11 protein-coding genes and 1 pseudogene are annotated in these 13,594 nt (G+C 30.9%); all 12 read left to right on the top strand.

From position 1 onward, the window contains the following. The first annotated feature begins 444 nt into the window (after positions 1-444). Positions 445-1,953, top strand: a complete 1,509-nt coding sequence (locus tag ACK2WN_RS08035) for a DUF1846 domain-containing protein (protein WP_300528741.1) — start codon at positions 445-447, stop codon at positions 1,951-1,953. 168 nt (positions 1,954-2,121) lie between these two features. Next, positions 2,122-3,204, top strand: a complete 1,083-nt coding sequence (dinB, locus tag ACK2WN_RS08030; protein ID WP_300528744.1) for a DNA polymerase IV — start codon at positions 2,122-2,124, stop codon at positions 3,202-3,204. 155 nt (positions 3,205-3,359) lie between these two features. Continuing rightward, complete coding sequence (locus ACK2WN_RS08025; protein WP_416155293.1) at positions 3,360-4,727, top strand: MATE family efflux transporter; 1,368 nt, start codon at positions 3,360-3,362, stop codon at positions 4,725-4,727. A gap of 142 nt (positions 4,728-4,869) precedes the next feature. Then, positions 4,870-6,141, top strand: coding sequence for a 30S ribosomal protein S1 (locus tag ACK2WN_RS08020; protein ID WP_416155292.1), 1,272 nt, complete (start codon positions 4,870-4,872; stop codon positions 6,139-6,141). Positions 6,142-6,286: 145 nt separating this feature from the next. Then, complete coding sequence (locus tag ACK2WN_RS08015) at positions 6,287-7,006, top strand: phosphatase (RefSeq protein WP_416155291.1); 720 nt, start codon at positions 6,287-6,289, stop codon at positions 7,004-7,006. 32 nt (positions 7,007-7,038) lie between these two features. Next, the gene (locus ACK2WN_RS08010) at positions 7,039-7,779 is read left to right on the top strand and encodes a hypothetical protein (protein ID WP_300528754.1); all 741 of its coding nucleotides are present in this window, start codon (positions 7,039-7,041) and stop codon (positions 7,777-7,779) included. Between the two features lie 11 nt (positions 7,780-7,790). Continuing rightward, on the top strand, positions 7,791-8,336 hold the full coding sequence (locus ACK2WN_RS08005; protein ID WP_416155290.1) for a PaaI family thioesterase: 546 nt from the start codon (positions 7,791-7,793) through the stop codon (positions 8,334-8,336). An 11-nt stretch (positions 8,337-8,347) separates the two neighbouring features. Then, positions 8,348-10,354 (top strand): YgiQ family radical SAM protein, encoded by a 2,007-nt coding sequence (locus tag ACK2WN_RS08000; RefSeq protein ID WP_300528758.1) that lies wholly within the window; start codon positions 8,348-8,350, stop codon positions 10,352-10,354. A gap of 39 nt (positions 10,355-10,393) precedes the next feature. Further along, the gene (ybaK, locus tag ACK2WN_RS07995) at positions 10,394-10,879 is read left to right on the top strand and encodes a Cys-tRNA(Pro) deacylase (protein ID WP_416155289.1); all 486 of its coding nucleotides are present in this window, start codon (positions 10,394-10,396) and stop codon (positions 10,877-10,879) included. Between the two features lie 66 nt (positions 10,880-10,945). After that, positions 10,946-11,785 carry a fumarate hydratase gene (locus tag ACK2WN_RS07990; protein WP_300528761.1) on the top strand — a complete coding sequence of 280 codons (840 nt, stop codon included), beginning with the start codon at positions 10,946-10,948 and terminating at the stop codon, positions 11,783-11,785. A 12-nt stretch (positions 11,786-11,797) separates the two neighbouring features. After that, positions 11,798-12,340: pseudogene (locus ACK2WN_RS07985) on the top strand (Fe-S-containing hydro-lyase); the annotation flags it as partial. After that, positions 12,335-13,516, top strand: coding sequence for an NAD(P)-dependent malic enzyme (locus tag ACK2WN_RS07980; protein ID WP_300528776.1), 1,182 nt, complete (start codon positions 12,335-12,337; stop codon positions 13,514-13,516). The pseudogene ACK2WN_RS07985 and the gene ACK2WN_RS07980, both read left to right, overlap by 6 nt. The last annotated feature ends 78 nt before the right edge of the window (positions 13,517-13,594 follow it).

Genomic DNA, 13,594 nt, shown 5'->3' with positions numbered 1-13,594 from the left:
AATTGTGGAGCTAAATTTGAATACAAAAAAACTGACAACCGTTAGGTGTCAGTTAAAGGTACTGTCATAAGAACACCTTTTAAAGGTGTTCTATGGCAGTATTTTTTTATTTGTCTTTATTCATTGGAGTATATATTTTGCATTAATAACAATTTGTTATATTATTTCATATTTAATAAAAATATTTTCTGGGAAATAATTATTTCAATAAATTCACAAAAAAATCAAATTTAAAATTTAAAAAATTGAGAGTTTGAAGTATAAAAATTTAAGTGAGAAAACAATGTCAAAATTTAATATTTATAATATATATGTATTGATTTAAATAAAGCTTAGGGAAATAATAAATGTATGTTGAAATGTAAATTTTTAAATTGTATAATATAAACTTGAATAGTAAATGTACGAACAAAATATTTGGTGAAAGAATGAGAGGTGCTTTATATGAAAATTGGTTTTGATCATGAAAAATATTTAAAAGAACAGTCTAAATATATCTTAGAAAGGGTAAATAATTTTGACAAATTATATCTTGAATTTGGTGGAAAATTAATAGCAGATTTACATGCAAAGAGAGTTCTTCCAGGATTTGATGAAAATGCTAAGATAAAAGTTTTAAGCTATATGAAAGACTCAGTAGAGGTTGTAATATGTGTATATGCTGGAGATATAGAAAGAAATAAAGTAAGAGGTGACTTTGGTACTACTTACGATATGGAAGTTCTTAGATTAATAGATGATTTAAGATCTTATGACCTAGATGTAAATAGTGTTGTAATAACTAGATACGAAGGGCAGCCAGCTACTACAGTATTTATAAACAAATTAGAAAAAAGAGGAATAAAAGTATATAAACATGCACCTACAAAGGGATATCCTTCTGATGTAGATACTATAGTAAGTGAAGAAGGATTTGGAGCTAATCCATACATAGAAACTACAAAACCTATAGTAGTTATGACTGCTCCAGGACCAAATAGTGGTAAATTAGGAACTTGTTTAAGTCAGTTATATCATGAAAATAAAAGAGGAAATGAAGTTGGATATTCAAAATTTGAAACATTCCCAGTTTGGAATGTACCACTAAAACATCCTTTAAACATAGCTTACGAAGCAGCTACTGTAGATTTAAAAGACGTTAATATGATAGACTCATTCCACCTTGAAAAATACGGTGAAATGGCAGTAAACTACAACAGAGATTTAGAATTATTCCCAGTTCTTAAAAAGATAATAGAAAAAATAACTGGAAAAGAATCTATGTTCCAGTCTCCAACTGATATGGGCGTAAATAGAGTTGGATTTGGAATAGTTGACGACGATGTAGTTAAAGAAGCTTCTATACAGGAAATAATAAGAAGATACTTCAACACAGTTTGCGACTATAAAAAAGGACAGGTTGATAAATCTGCTTTACAGAGAATGAAATTTATAATGGAAGAATTAGATTTAAAACCAGAAGATAGAAAAGTTGTTAATCCAGCGAGAGAATACAGCAGCGTATTAAAAGAAAAATGCGAAGATAAAAACGATATGTGTCCAGTAATGGCTATAGAGTTAGAAGATGGAACAATACTTACAGGACGTGGATCAGATTTAATGAATGCATCTGCTGCATTAATATTAAATGCTATAAAACATTTAGGAAATATACCTGATGAAATGCATTTAATATCAAGAACAATACTTGATCCAATAGTGGAATTAAAATCTCAGATATTAGCAAGCAAAAACAACTCTTTAAGTTGTCAGGAAGTATTAGAAGCATTAAGTATATGCGCTGTAACAAATCCTAGTGCAGCTTATGCTCTTGGAAAAATATCTGAATTAAAAGGATGTCAGGCTCACTCAACAGTAATGATGACTAAAGATGATGAACAGACACTTAAAAAGATAGGAATAGATGTAACTTGCGATCCAGAATTCGCATCACAGAATCTATACTATATATAATTTAAAACTTAAATAGAAATATTAAACTGTTACGAATGTTTGTAGCAGTTTTTTTATGCAAAAATTTATTCAAAAATAATAGAACGTTTGTTTTGTATTTGCTTGTATCATAGTTTTAAATTTAGTATTATATTTTAATAGAAGATTAATTTTAAAAGGTGATAAGAGATGAAAAAAAGAAAAATTATTCACATAGATATGGATGCATTTTACGCTTCTATAGAGCAAAGAGATAATCCATCTCTTAAAGGAAAGCCACTTGTTGTTGGAGGTTCTCCTCATGGAAGAGGAGTGGTTTCAACTTGTTCTTATGAAGCGAGAAAATATGGAATTCATTCTGCTATGCCATGTAAAGAAGCGTATATCAGGTGTCCTTATGCAGTGTTTGTAAGACCGAGATTTTATGTATATAAAGAAGTATCTAATCAGATAAGAAATATATTTCATAGATACACTGATTTAGTCGAGCCATTGTCTTTAGATGAGGCGTTTTTAGATGTAACTGAAAACAAGAAAAAAATAAAAAGTGCTACAATAATAGCGAAACTAATAAAAGAAGATATCAAAAGAGAAACTGGGCTTACTGCATCTGCTGGTGTATCATATAATAAATTTGTTGCAAAACTAGCTTCAGATTATCAAAAACCAAATGGATTAACTGTGATAACAGAGGATAATGTACAAGAATTTTTAGATGCACTTCCAGTAAAAAAATTCTTTGGAGTTGGAAAGGTGACGGAAAGAGTTCTAAAAAATAATGGTATAAACACAGGATATGATTTAAGAAATACTAGTTTGGAAAAATTAGAAAAAATATTTAAAAATAGAGGATTAGAGTTATATAATTTTGCAAGGGGAATAGACAATAGACCAGTAAATCCAACTAGAATAAGAAAGTCTATAGGAGCTGAGACTACCCTTATCGAAAATAAAAACATAGACGATGCAGAAACTGTTATGATTTTAGATGAGCTTTGTGAAGAGGTTGCAGAAAGAATGGCAAAAGAGGATAAGGTAGCAAAAACAATAACTCTAAAGATAAAATTTGAAGATTTTAAAACTATAACAAGAAGCCTGAGCGTAAGTGATTATATAAGAAATTACGACGATATTAGATTTTATGCTGCCGAGTTATTGACGCATGTAGAGGATAGTACAAAAACAATAAGGTTATTTGGAGTAACCGTATCTAACTTAGAAAAAGAAGAGGAGATTTTTGAAGAGATAACATTATTTGATTATATAGATTAAATCTATTAGATACTTTTATAATAATCTGTAATATGTTATCATAAAAGTTAGATTGTTTTAAAGTCTAATAAATTATTTTAGACAAATTAAATGTAAAAAATACAATATATAAAAATAAAAAATATAAGGTTATTTAAAAAAGGAGAAAGGTGAAAATGGCAACTGAAAACAATCAGAATGAATTAGAAACCGGCAGTGTCGGTAAATTGTTATTTAAATTAGCAGTACCTGCCATAGTTGCACAGCTTGTAAACGTATTATACAACATAGTTGATAGAATGTTTATAGGAAGAATGGCAAATGGTGGAGTTGCAATGGCTGGTGTAGGTCTTTCATTCCCAATTATAACATTAATAAGTGCATTTGCAGCTCTTATAGGTATGGGTGGTGGACCACTTGCAGCTATAAAAATGGGAGAAAAGGACAACGATGGAGCTGAAAAAATAATGGGTAACGCTGTTGCTGCATTAGTTTTATTAGCGATTGTAATTACTTGCATATTCCAGGTTTATAAAGAGCCTATATTATGGATGTTTGGAGCAAGTAATAATACAATATCTTATGCAGTTGACTACATACAAATATATTTATCAGGAACTATATTTGTTATGATTGCACTTGGACTAAATCCATTTATAACAACTCAGGGATTCGCAAAAACAGGTATGATAACTGTTGCAATAGGAGCTGTTCTTAATATAGTACTAGATCCTATATTAATATTTGGACTTGGTATGGGAGTAAAAGGTGCAGCACTAGCTACTATAATATCTCAGGGTATATCAGCAATATGGGTTTTAGTATTCCTTGGTGGTAAAAAAACTATCCTTAGAATAAGAATGAAAAACGTTAGAATAAATCCTAAGATAGTAGGTGGAATGATGGCATTAGGTGTATCTCCATTTATAATGCAGTCTACAGAAAGTCTAGTTTTAATTTCTTTAAATACAAAACTACAGATGTACGGTGGAGATATAGCAGTGGCGGCTATGACTGTTATGAGTAGTATAATGCAGATGATAACACTTCCAATACTGGGAATAACTCAGGGAGCACAACCTATAACTTCGTACAACTACGGAGCTAAAAATTTTGATAGAGTTAGAAAATCATTTAAATTATGTTTAATAAGCTGTTTAGCATTTACATTAGTTGCAACATCAGCTTGTTTAATGTTCCCGGCGTTCTTTGTGAAAATATTCAACTCAGATCCGCAGCTTATAGAATTTACAAGTTGGGCTATGAGAATATACTTTGTAGGTATGTTAGTGTTTGGTATTCAGATTGCTTGTCAGCAGACTTTCTTAGCTCTTGGAAAAGCAAAAATATCTTTAATACTTGCAATGCTTAGAAAGATAATACTTTTAATACCATTAATATTCATACTACCTACATTTATAAATGATAAATTATTTGCGGTATTATTAGCAGAGCCGATAGCGGATATATTAGCAGTAATATCAACTGCGATATGCTTCTATAACTTCTATAAAAAGAATTTAAGTGAAGGTAAAACTAAATAAATATTATATATTTTTACAATGTAAAATGTATTGATAAAAAATACAGATTAAAATGTAATAATATAACAAAAAATCAACAGAATGTAATAAAAAAATGGTATAATATTAAATATGAAAATTTTACTTGAAAGGAAGTTTCAAAATGGAAGAATTAACTATGCAAGAAATGCTTGATCTTCAGGATCAGGAAATGGAAAAAATAAATATAGGTGCGACTATAACAGGAAAAGTAACATCAATAGATAATGAAGAAATAAAATTAGAATTAGAAGACTGTGCTGGATTTGAAGGATTAATACCAGTATCAGAATTAAACTTAGAAAAAGGAAAATACGCTGATGAAGTTTATAAAATCGGTGATGAAATAACTGGTGTTATAACTAATGTTAGACAGAAAGATACAACTATTACAATATCTAAATTAGCAGCTGATAAAAAAGTAGACTATGCTGAATTAAAAGAAGCTTTAGAAAACCACACAATATTAACAGTAGAAGGAACAAAAGCAATAGACAGAGGTATATTTGCTACTTACAAAACTCAGGAATTATTCATACCAATATCTCAGTTAGATACTAAATTTGTTCAGGATACTAAAAACTATGTAGGAAAAACTTTAGAAGTATACGTTAAGGAACTTGATGCTAGAAGAAACAGAGCTGTAGCTTCAAGAAGAGAAGTACTTCAGGAAAGATTAGACAAAGAAAGAGCAGAAAGAAATGCTAGAATAAAAGCTGAAAGAGAAGCAGAAAGAGCTAGAATAAGAGAAGAAAAAGCTGCAGAAAGAGCTAGAGTAAAAGCTGAAAAAGAAGCTATGTTTGATGCTCTTGAAGTTGGACAGAAAAAAGAAGGTAAAGTAACTAAAATAATGCCATACGGAGCATTTGTTGATATCGGTGGTATAGAAGGTTTAGTTCACAGAAATAATTTATCTTGGGATAGAGTAAAAAATGTAGAAGATTTCGTAACAGAAGGACAGGAAGTAGAAGTTTACGTTCTTAATATAGACCAGGAAAATAGAAAATTCGGTTTAGCTTTAAAAGATATAAACAATGATCCTTGGAAAATAGCTTCTGAAGAAATATCTGTTGGAGATATAATAAATGTTGAAGTATTAAGAATAATAGAAAGTGGAGCATTTGTTAAAGTTAGAGATTATGTAGAAGCTTACCTACCAATAAGCGAACTTAGTGAAGATAGAGTTCTTAAAGTTCACAATGTAGTTAATGAAGGAGATGAAATAAAAGTTAAAGTAATCGAATTCAGCTACAAAAATAGAAGAATGAAAGTTTCTAAAGTAGAAGCTGAAAGAGAACCAGAAGAAGATATAAGTGAATATCTTGAAGTTGAAGACTCACTAGGAAGCCTTGGAGAATTATTCAAAGATAAATTCAAAGATTTAGATGTTGAATAATAATAAAATAAATAAAATTTACAGTTTATAAAACTAAAAATAAATATTTAAATATGCAGGATTCTGCATTTGGAGAGATAATAAGGCTGCTTTGTATCCCGATACAGGATTAAGGCAGCCTTCTTTTATAGGAGGAAAATGATTTATGAAAAAAGCAATAATAGATATGCATACTCATACAGTTTTTGGTGGGCATGCATATAGCACAGTTAAAGAAAATATAGATGAAGCAAATGAAATAGGTCTTAAATTTTTAGGTATATCTGAACATGGAATTAAAATGCCAGGCGGACCTCATGAATATTTCTTCCACAATTTAAAGGTAATACCTAGACAGGTTGGAAATGTGAAGATATTAAGAGGAATAGAGGCAAATATATTAGATTTTAATGGAAGAATAGACATATCAGATTATGATTTAAAAAAATTAGATTATGCAATAGCAAGTCTACATAATCCTTGTATAGTTCCAGGAACTAAAGAAGAAAATACAAGAGCCCTTTTAAATGTTATGGACAATCCATTTGTGAAGATGATAGGACATCCAGATGATGATAGATATCCGATAGATTATGAAGCAGTTGTAAAAAAAGCGGCTGAAAAAAATATTCTATTAGAAGTAAATAATACATCATTAAATCCAACTAGCTCTAGAAAAGGAGCGAATAAAAACTATGCAGAAATGTTTGAGTACTGCAAAAAATATAATGCAAGAGTTATATTTGGATCAGACTCACATATCTGTTACTCAATTGGAAAATTTGAAAACTGTGAGAAACTGATAAATGAATTAGAATTCCCAGAAGAATTAGTTATAAATTATTGGGAAGATCAGATTGTGGAATTTTTTGGAATAGACTTTTAGATAGTGATATTTAGTGGTGCAGGAGTGAAATAATGCTAGAGAAGGTTTTGAGAAAAATAGGGAAAGAAAAGGTATTTTCTATAATAATGCTTGTTACAGTAATGTTAAATATATTCTTTATAAGTAGAGAGTATATTTCTTATGAATCTTTTTCAATAGATGGAAAAATGTATAGATATATGGGAACTCAGGATAATACATCTAGGATAAAATGTGAGGATGGGACAATTTATGAACTAACTGAAACCAGAAAAGTTGTAGATGAAATGGAAAATGAGGAGATGTACTTAACAGGTAGATATAATAGTGACTATGAATTAAAAAAAGATGGAAAACAAGTAGCTACATATATAAGTACAAATGACTCTAAGAATACAGTTGTTATGAAATTATTTAATGGAAATAAGTTCGTAATGGATGATAAATTACACAATGAACTTTTAAAATCAGCTGTTTCTATTTCAAAAGAAAGTGGCGAACTAGAATACAATTTTAAATACGATAGTAAGGTTCCATTTGAGTATAGATTTATAGAATCAGCGATAATGTATCATTCTAGAGAAATGAATATGATGAATACTCAAAATATAGTTATTATACCATTAGCGATGACTTTTATAGGTGTAATACTTTTTGTGTATCCAGAGGAAATTTTTAGACTTAAAAAGAAATTTAGTGAAGGCATAATAGAATACACTATTGTATTTATGATTAGAGTAATAGGAATTGTTTTTGTTGTTATGAGTATTTCAATGAATGCAATTAGATTTTAATTAATGTGGAGATGATTTTTTTGAATTATAAAGTTTTAAAGAAGCAAAATATAGGAAGAAAATGTATAGTATGTGGAAATCAGAATGATTTAGGGCTAAAATCTAGTTTTTATGAGCTAGAAAATGGTGAATTATTATGTGTATGTCATACACTAGATGAACATCAGAGTTATCCTGGAAGAGTTCATGGTGGAATTTCTGCAGCTTTATTAGATGAAACTATAGGTAGAGCTGTTAGCATAGGAAATGAAGAAGTGTGGGGAGTAACTGTTTCCCTAGAAATTAAATATAAAAAGCCAGTTCCAACAGATTCAAAGATTTATGTAATAGGAAGAATAGAAAAAGAAAATAGAAAATTGTTTGAAGGAACTGGAGAAATAATTCTTGAAAATGGAGAAATTGCAGCTACTGCTCATGGTAAGTATATGAAGATGGCTGTGGACAAAATTACAGATGGAAGCTTTTTCTGTGAAGAAGAATGGTTTGAAGATCCAGATGATGTTAAAGAGATAGAAATTCCGGATATTAAAGATAAAAAGAAACACGATAAAAAATAGGAGGTGGTTTAGTGAAAAATAAATTTTTACCTATATGCAGAGAAGATATGCTAGAAAGAGGTTGGGAAGAGGTTGACTTTGCACTTGTTACAGGTGATGCATATGTAGACCATCACAGCTTTGGAACAGCGATTATATCTAGAGTATTGGAAGATGCAGGATACAAAATAGGTATAATATCACAACCAGACTGGAAAAAGAACGATGATTTTATGAAGTTTGGCAGACCAAGACTTGGATTTTTAGTAAACTCAGGTAATATGGACTCTATGGTAAACCACTATTCTGTAAGTAAAAGGAGAAGAGATAAGGATTTATATTCTCCTGGTGGCAAAATGGGAAAAAGACCAGATAGAGCAGTTATAGTTTATTGTAATAAAATAAGAGAAATTTATGGAGATATTCCAGTTGTAATAGGTGGTATAGAAGCTAGTTTAAGAAGATTTTCTCATTACGATTATTGGAATGATAGAGTTAGAAATTCTATACTAGTAGATAGTGGAGCTGATTTATTAGTTTATGGAATGAGTGAAAAGCAGATAGTAGAGGTTGCAGACGCTTTAAATGATGGTTTTGATCCTAAATATATAAGACATATAAATGGGACTTGCTATTTAGCTGATTCATTAGATGAAATATACGGAGATTATGTTGTAATTCCTTCTCATGAGGAAACTGTTTCTGATAAGAGAAAATATGCAGAGGCATTTAAAGTTCAGTATGAAGAACAGGATCCTATAAGAGGAAAGATTATAGTTCAGCAGCACGGAGATAAATATCTAGTACAAAATGTTCCTGAAAGACCTCTTACTAGAGAAGAGCTAGATAGAGTGTATGACCTTCCGTATCAGAAGAATTATCATCCTATATACGAAAAAGACGGCGGAATTCCGGCTATAAATGAAGTTAAATTCAGTATTGTAAGTAATAGAGGTTGTTTTGGAAGTTGTTCATTCTGTGCTATAACATTCCATCAGGGAAGAATGATTCAGAGTAGAAGTAAAGAGTCGATAATAAGAGAAGCAAAAGAAATGACAAAAATGCCTGATTTCAAAGGTTATATTCACGATGTTGGTGGACCTACTGCAGACTTTAGAGAGCCTGCATGTAAGAAGCAGTTAAAACATGGTACTTGTAAACATAGACAGTGTTTATATCCATCACCATGTAAAAATCTTAATGCAGACCACAGCGACTATATAGACTTACTTAGAAAAGTTAGAAGTATTGAAGGTGTTAAAAAGGTATTTGTAAGATCTGGTATAAGATATGATTTCGTTATGGCAGAGAAAAATGATAAATTTTTAAATGAGCTTATAAAATATCATGTAAGTGGACAGCTAAAGGTTGCTCCAGAACATATCTCTGAAAGAGTGTTAGATTATATGCAAAAACCAGCTGGAAAGACTTACAATAGTTTTAGAAAAAAATTCTTTGATATAAACGAAAAACTAGGATTAAAACAGTATTTAATACCGTATTTAATGTCTAGTCATCCAGGATGTGAATTAGATGATGCTATAGAATTGGCAGAGTTTTTAAGAGATACACACTACCAGCCAGAACAGGTACAGGATTTCTATCCTACACCGGGAACTCTTTCTACAGCAATGTACTATACAGGACTTAATCCAATAGATATGAAACCTGTGTATATTCCAAAAGATAGACATGAAAAGGCTATGCAGAGAGCACTTCTTCAGTTCTCAAATCCTAAAAATTACGATTTAGTGCATGAAGCACTTGTAAAGGCTAATAGAGAGGATTTAATTGGATACGGTAGAAATTGTCTGATAAAACCTAGAAAAGGTGATTGGAGCTATGAAGAAAGAGGAAACTCTGGAGGAAAAGGTAAAAATTCTAAGGGTGGAAAAAATTCATCAAGAAGAAATTCCAAAGATAATAGCTCGCGAAATAATTCAAGAGGAAAATCAAGTAGAGGAAAGAATTCATCTTCAAATTCATATAATGATAGAAAATCCAATGGAAATTCTAAATCTAGAAAGAAAAGAAGATAACTATATAGAAAAATTGAAGTACGATTGGGGGGAGAGGATATGGCAAAGGCTAAAGCAGTAAAAACCAATGCTATGAGAATACTAGATTCTAATAAGATAGAACATAAAGAGCTTACTTATCCTGTAGATAAAGATCATGTTGACGGTGTTACAGTTGCCCACAGTATAGGTAGAGATGAAAAAGAAGTATATAAAACTTTAGTTGCTCAGGGGCATAGTAAAGAGTTCTTTGTATTTGTTATACCAGTGGCAGAATCCTTAGATATGAAAAAAGCAGCCAAAGCAGCTAAAGAAAAGAATATAGAAATGATTCATGTTAAGGACATAAACAAGGTTACTGGATATATAAGAGGAGGATGTTCTCCTATTGGTATGAAAAAACAGTACAAGACATTTGTAAATGATACAGCGCTAGAGCTTGAAACAATGATTGTCAGCGCAGGAAAGATTGGATATCAAGTAGAGCTTGCACCTAGAGATTTAGAAAAGATTGTAGGATGTGAATTTGTAGATATTATAAAATAAAAAGCTAAAATAAAAAAAGATAGAGATTATAGTTTACCAGCGTTAATTTCTGAAAGAAGGGATAAAATGAGAAAAATAGATTCAAAAGTTATAACAGATACCGTAAAGGATATGTGTATTGAGGCTGCTATATTCTTAGGTGATGATGTTAAAAATCGGCTTAAAAAGAGTATAGAAACAGAAAAAAGTGAAACAGGTAAAAATATTTTAAATATTTTACTTGAAAATGCTGACAAAGCAGAGAAGAAAAATATTCCTATTTGTCAAGATACAGGTATGGCTGTATTTTTTGTAAAAGTAGGTCAGGATGTTATAGTGGAAGGAGAAACTCTTACTGAAGCTATAAATAGAGGTGTATCTGAAGGATATACTGAAGGATATTTGAGAAAATCTGTAGTTTCTCCTTTAGATAGAGTAAATACAAAGGACAATACTCCTGCTGTTATACACTATGATTTTGTAAAAGGTGATAAAATAGAAATAGAATTTGCAGCAAAGGGATTTGGAAGCGAAAATATGAGTGCTTTAAAAATGCTAAAGCCTTCTGATGGAATAGAAGGAATAAAAAAATTTGTAGTAGAAACTGTATCAGCTGCTGGTCCAAATCCATGTCCACCAACTGTTATAGGAGTTGGTATAGGTGGAACTATGGATAAATGCTGTGAAATAGCCAAAAAAGCTCTATTTAGAGAACTAGGTCAGCATAATGAAGATGAAAGTATTGCAAAATTAGAAAAAGAAATACTAGAAGAGATAAATAATTTGGGAATAGGACCTCAGGGATTTGGAGGAAGTACTACATCTTTAGGAGTAAATATAGAAATGTATCCTACCCATATAGCTGGACTTCCAGTTGCGGTAAATGTAAATTGCCATGCATCAAGACATAAGAAGGCTATTATATAAGGGGGGATTAATATGAAAAAACTAATAATGCCGTTGACTACAGAAGATATTTTAGATTTAAAAGTAGGAGAAATGGTTGAATTAAGTGGAGTTATTTACACAGGAAGAGATGCGGCACATAAAAGATTTATAAATGCTATTGAAAATGGAGAAAAACTTCCATTTAATCCAGATGGACAAGGTATATACTATGTTGGTCCTACACCATCAAAACCAGGAGAAGTGATAGGATCTGCAGGGCCTACTACTAGCTATAGAATGGATGACTTAACTGTGCCTCTACTTGAAAGAGGTTTAAAGGTTATGATTGGAAAAGGAAAAAGAGCTGATAAGGTAGTAGAAGGTATGAAAAAATATAAGGCAGTTTACCTAGCTGCTATTGGTGGTGCAGGAGCATATATATCTGATTCTATAAAAGAATGTGAAGTAATAGCATATGATGATTTGGGTGCAGAAGCGGTTAGAAAACTTAGAGTAGAAAATTTAAAGCTAACTGTGGCAATAGATTCTGAAGGAAATAATATCTATGAGGAAGGAAGAAAAAAATTTATGAAAAAAGATTTTTCAGCATTATCATTAGAATTACACGAAAAAAACAGGGGAAAAGTACAGATGTCTAGTAAGATATCTGTTAAAAATAGCGATGACTTATCTACAGCGTATACACCAGGTGTAGCAGCACCTTGCGTAAAAATACATGAAAATCCAGATGACGTATACAAATATACATTAAAAGGAAATATGGTTGCAATAGTTAGCGATGGTAGTGCAGTTTTAGGTCTAGGAGATATAGGAGCCTCTGCTGGAATACCTGTAATGGAAGGTAAGGCTATATTATTTAAGGAATTTGCTGGAGTTGAAGCATTTCCAATATGTTTAGATACTAATGATGTAGATGATATAGTTAGAACAGTTAAAAATATAGCACCTGTATTTGGAGGAATAAATTTAGAGGATATATCAGCTCCAAGATGTTTTGAAATAGAAAGAAGATTAAAAGAAGAGCTAGATATACCAGTATTCCACGATGACCAGCATGGTACTGCAATAGTTGTATCTGCAGCGATTATAAATGCAACTAAGTTAATAGAAGGTAAAAATGTAGAAGATCTAGAAGTTGTTATAAATGGGGCAGGTTCTGCTGGAATAGCAATAGCAAAAATGCTTTTAAATATGAATGTAAAAAATGTAATACTTTGTGATAGATTCGGTGCTATAACAGAGGATTATGAGGGAATAAATGAAGCTCAGCTTGAAATGGCTAAAGTTACAAATAAGAATAAAGAAAAAGGTCTATTAAAAGATGTTATAAAAGGTAAGGATGTTTTTGTAGGTGTTTCTAGACCAGGAATGCTTACAAAAGAAATGGTTCAGACTATGGGAGATAAGCCTATTATAATGGCTATGGCAAATCCTACACCTGAAATAATGCCTGATGAAGCTAAAGAAGGTGGAGCATTTATAGTTGGAACAGGAAGATCAGATTTCCCTAACCAGATAAATAATGTACTTGCATTCCCAGGAATATTTAGAGGTGCATTAGATGTAAGAGCTACAGATATAAATGAAGAAATGAAGGTTGCAGCTGCATATGCAATAGCAAATTCTGTATCAGATAGTGAATTAAGTACAGAAAATATATTACCTATGGCATTTGATAAGAATGTAGCTAAAAACGTAGCTGAAGCTGTAAAAAATGCTGCTATAGAATCTGGAGTAGTAAAAAAATAATCTAATAAACAAATTTACAACTTTGTAACTATGCCAATCGTATGATAAATCAATCAAACGATTGGCATTTTTTATTAA

The organism is Peptacetobacter sp. AB800 (assembly GCF_047807365.1).
Lineage (GTDB): Bacteria > Bacillota > Clostridia > Peptostreptococcales > Peptostreptococcaceae > Peptacetobacter.
The sequence above is the reverse complement of the archived record's forward strand: the minus strand, read 5'-3'. Positions and strand labels throughout refer to the sequence as shown.

What these genes read in the sequence shown, in the direction of transcription:
- ACK2WN_RS08035 (WP_300528741.1), top strand. Translation starts at nt 445, where the DNA reads ATGAAAATTGGTTTTGATCATGAAAAATATTTAAAAGAACAGTCTAAA.
- dinB (WP_300528744.1), top strand. Translation starts at nt 2,122, where the DNA reads ATGAAAAAAAGAAAAATTATTCACATAGATATGGATGCATTTTACGCT.
- ACK2WN_RS08025 (WP_416155293.1), top strand. Translation starts at nt 3,360, where the DNA reads ATGGCAACTGAAAACAATCAGAATGAATTAGAAACCGGCAGTGTCGGT.
- ACK2WN_RS08020 (WP_416155292.1), top strand. Translation starts at nt 4,870, where the DNA reads ATGGAAGAATTAACTATGCAAGAAATGCTTGATCTTCAGGATCAGGAA.
- ACK2WN_RS08015 (WP_416155291.1), top strand. Translation starts at nt 6,287, where the DNA reads ATGAAAAAAGCAATAATAGATATGCATACTCATACAGTTTTTGGTGGG.
- ACK2WN_RS08010 (WP_300528754.1), top strand. Translation starts at nt 7,039, where the DNA reads ATGCTAGAGAAGGTTTTGAGAAAAATAGGGAAAGAAAAGGTATTTTCT.
- ACK2WN_RS08005 (WP_416155290.1), top strand. Translation starts at nt 7,791, where the DNA reads ATGATTTTTTTGAATTATAAAGTTTTAAAGAAGCAAAATATAGGAAGA.
- ybaK (WP_416155289.1), top strand. Translation starts at nt 10,394, where the DNA reads ATGGCAAAGGCTAAAGCAGTAAAAACCAATGCTATGAGAATACTAGAT.
- ACK2WN_RS07990 (WP_300528761.1), top strand. Translation starts at nt 10,946, where the DNA reads ATGAGAAAAATAGATTCAAAAGTTATAACAGATACCGTAAAGGATATG.
- ACK2WN_RS07980 (WP_300528776.1), top strand. Translation starts at nt 12,335, where the DNA reads ATGAAAAAAGATTTTTCAGCATTATCATTAGAATTACACGAAAAAAAC.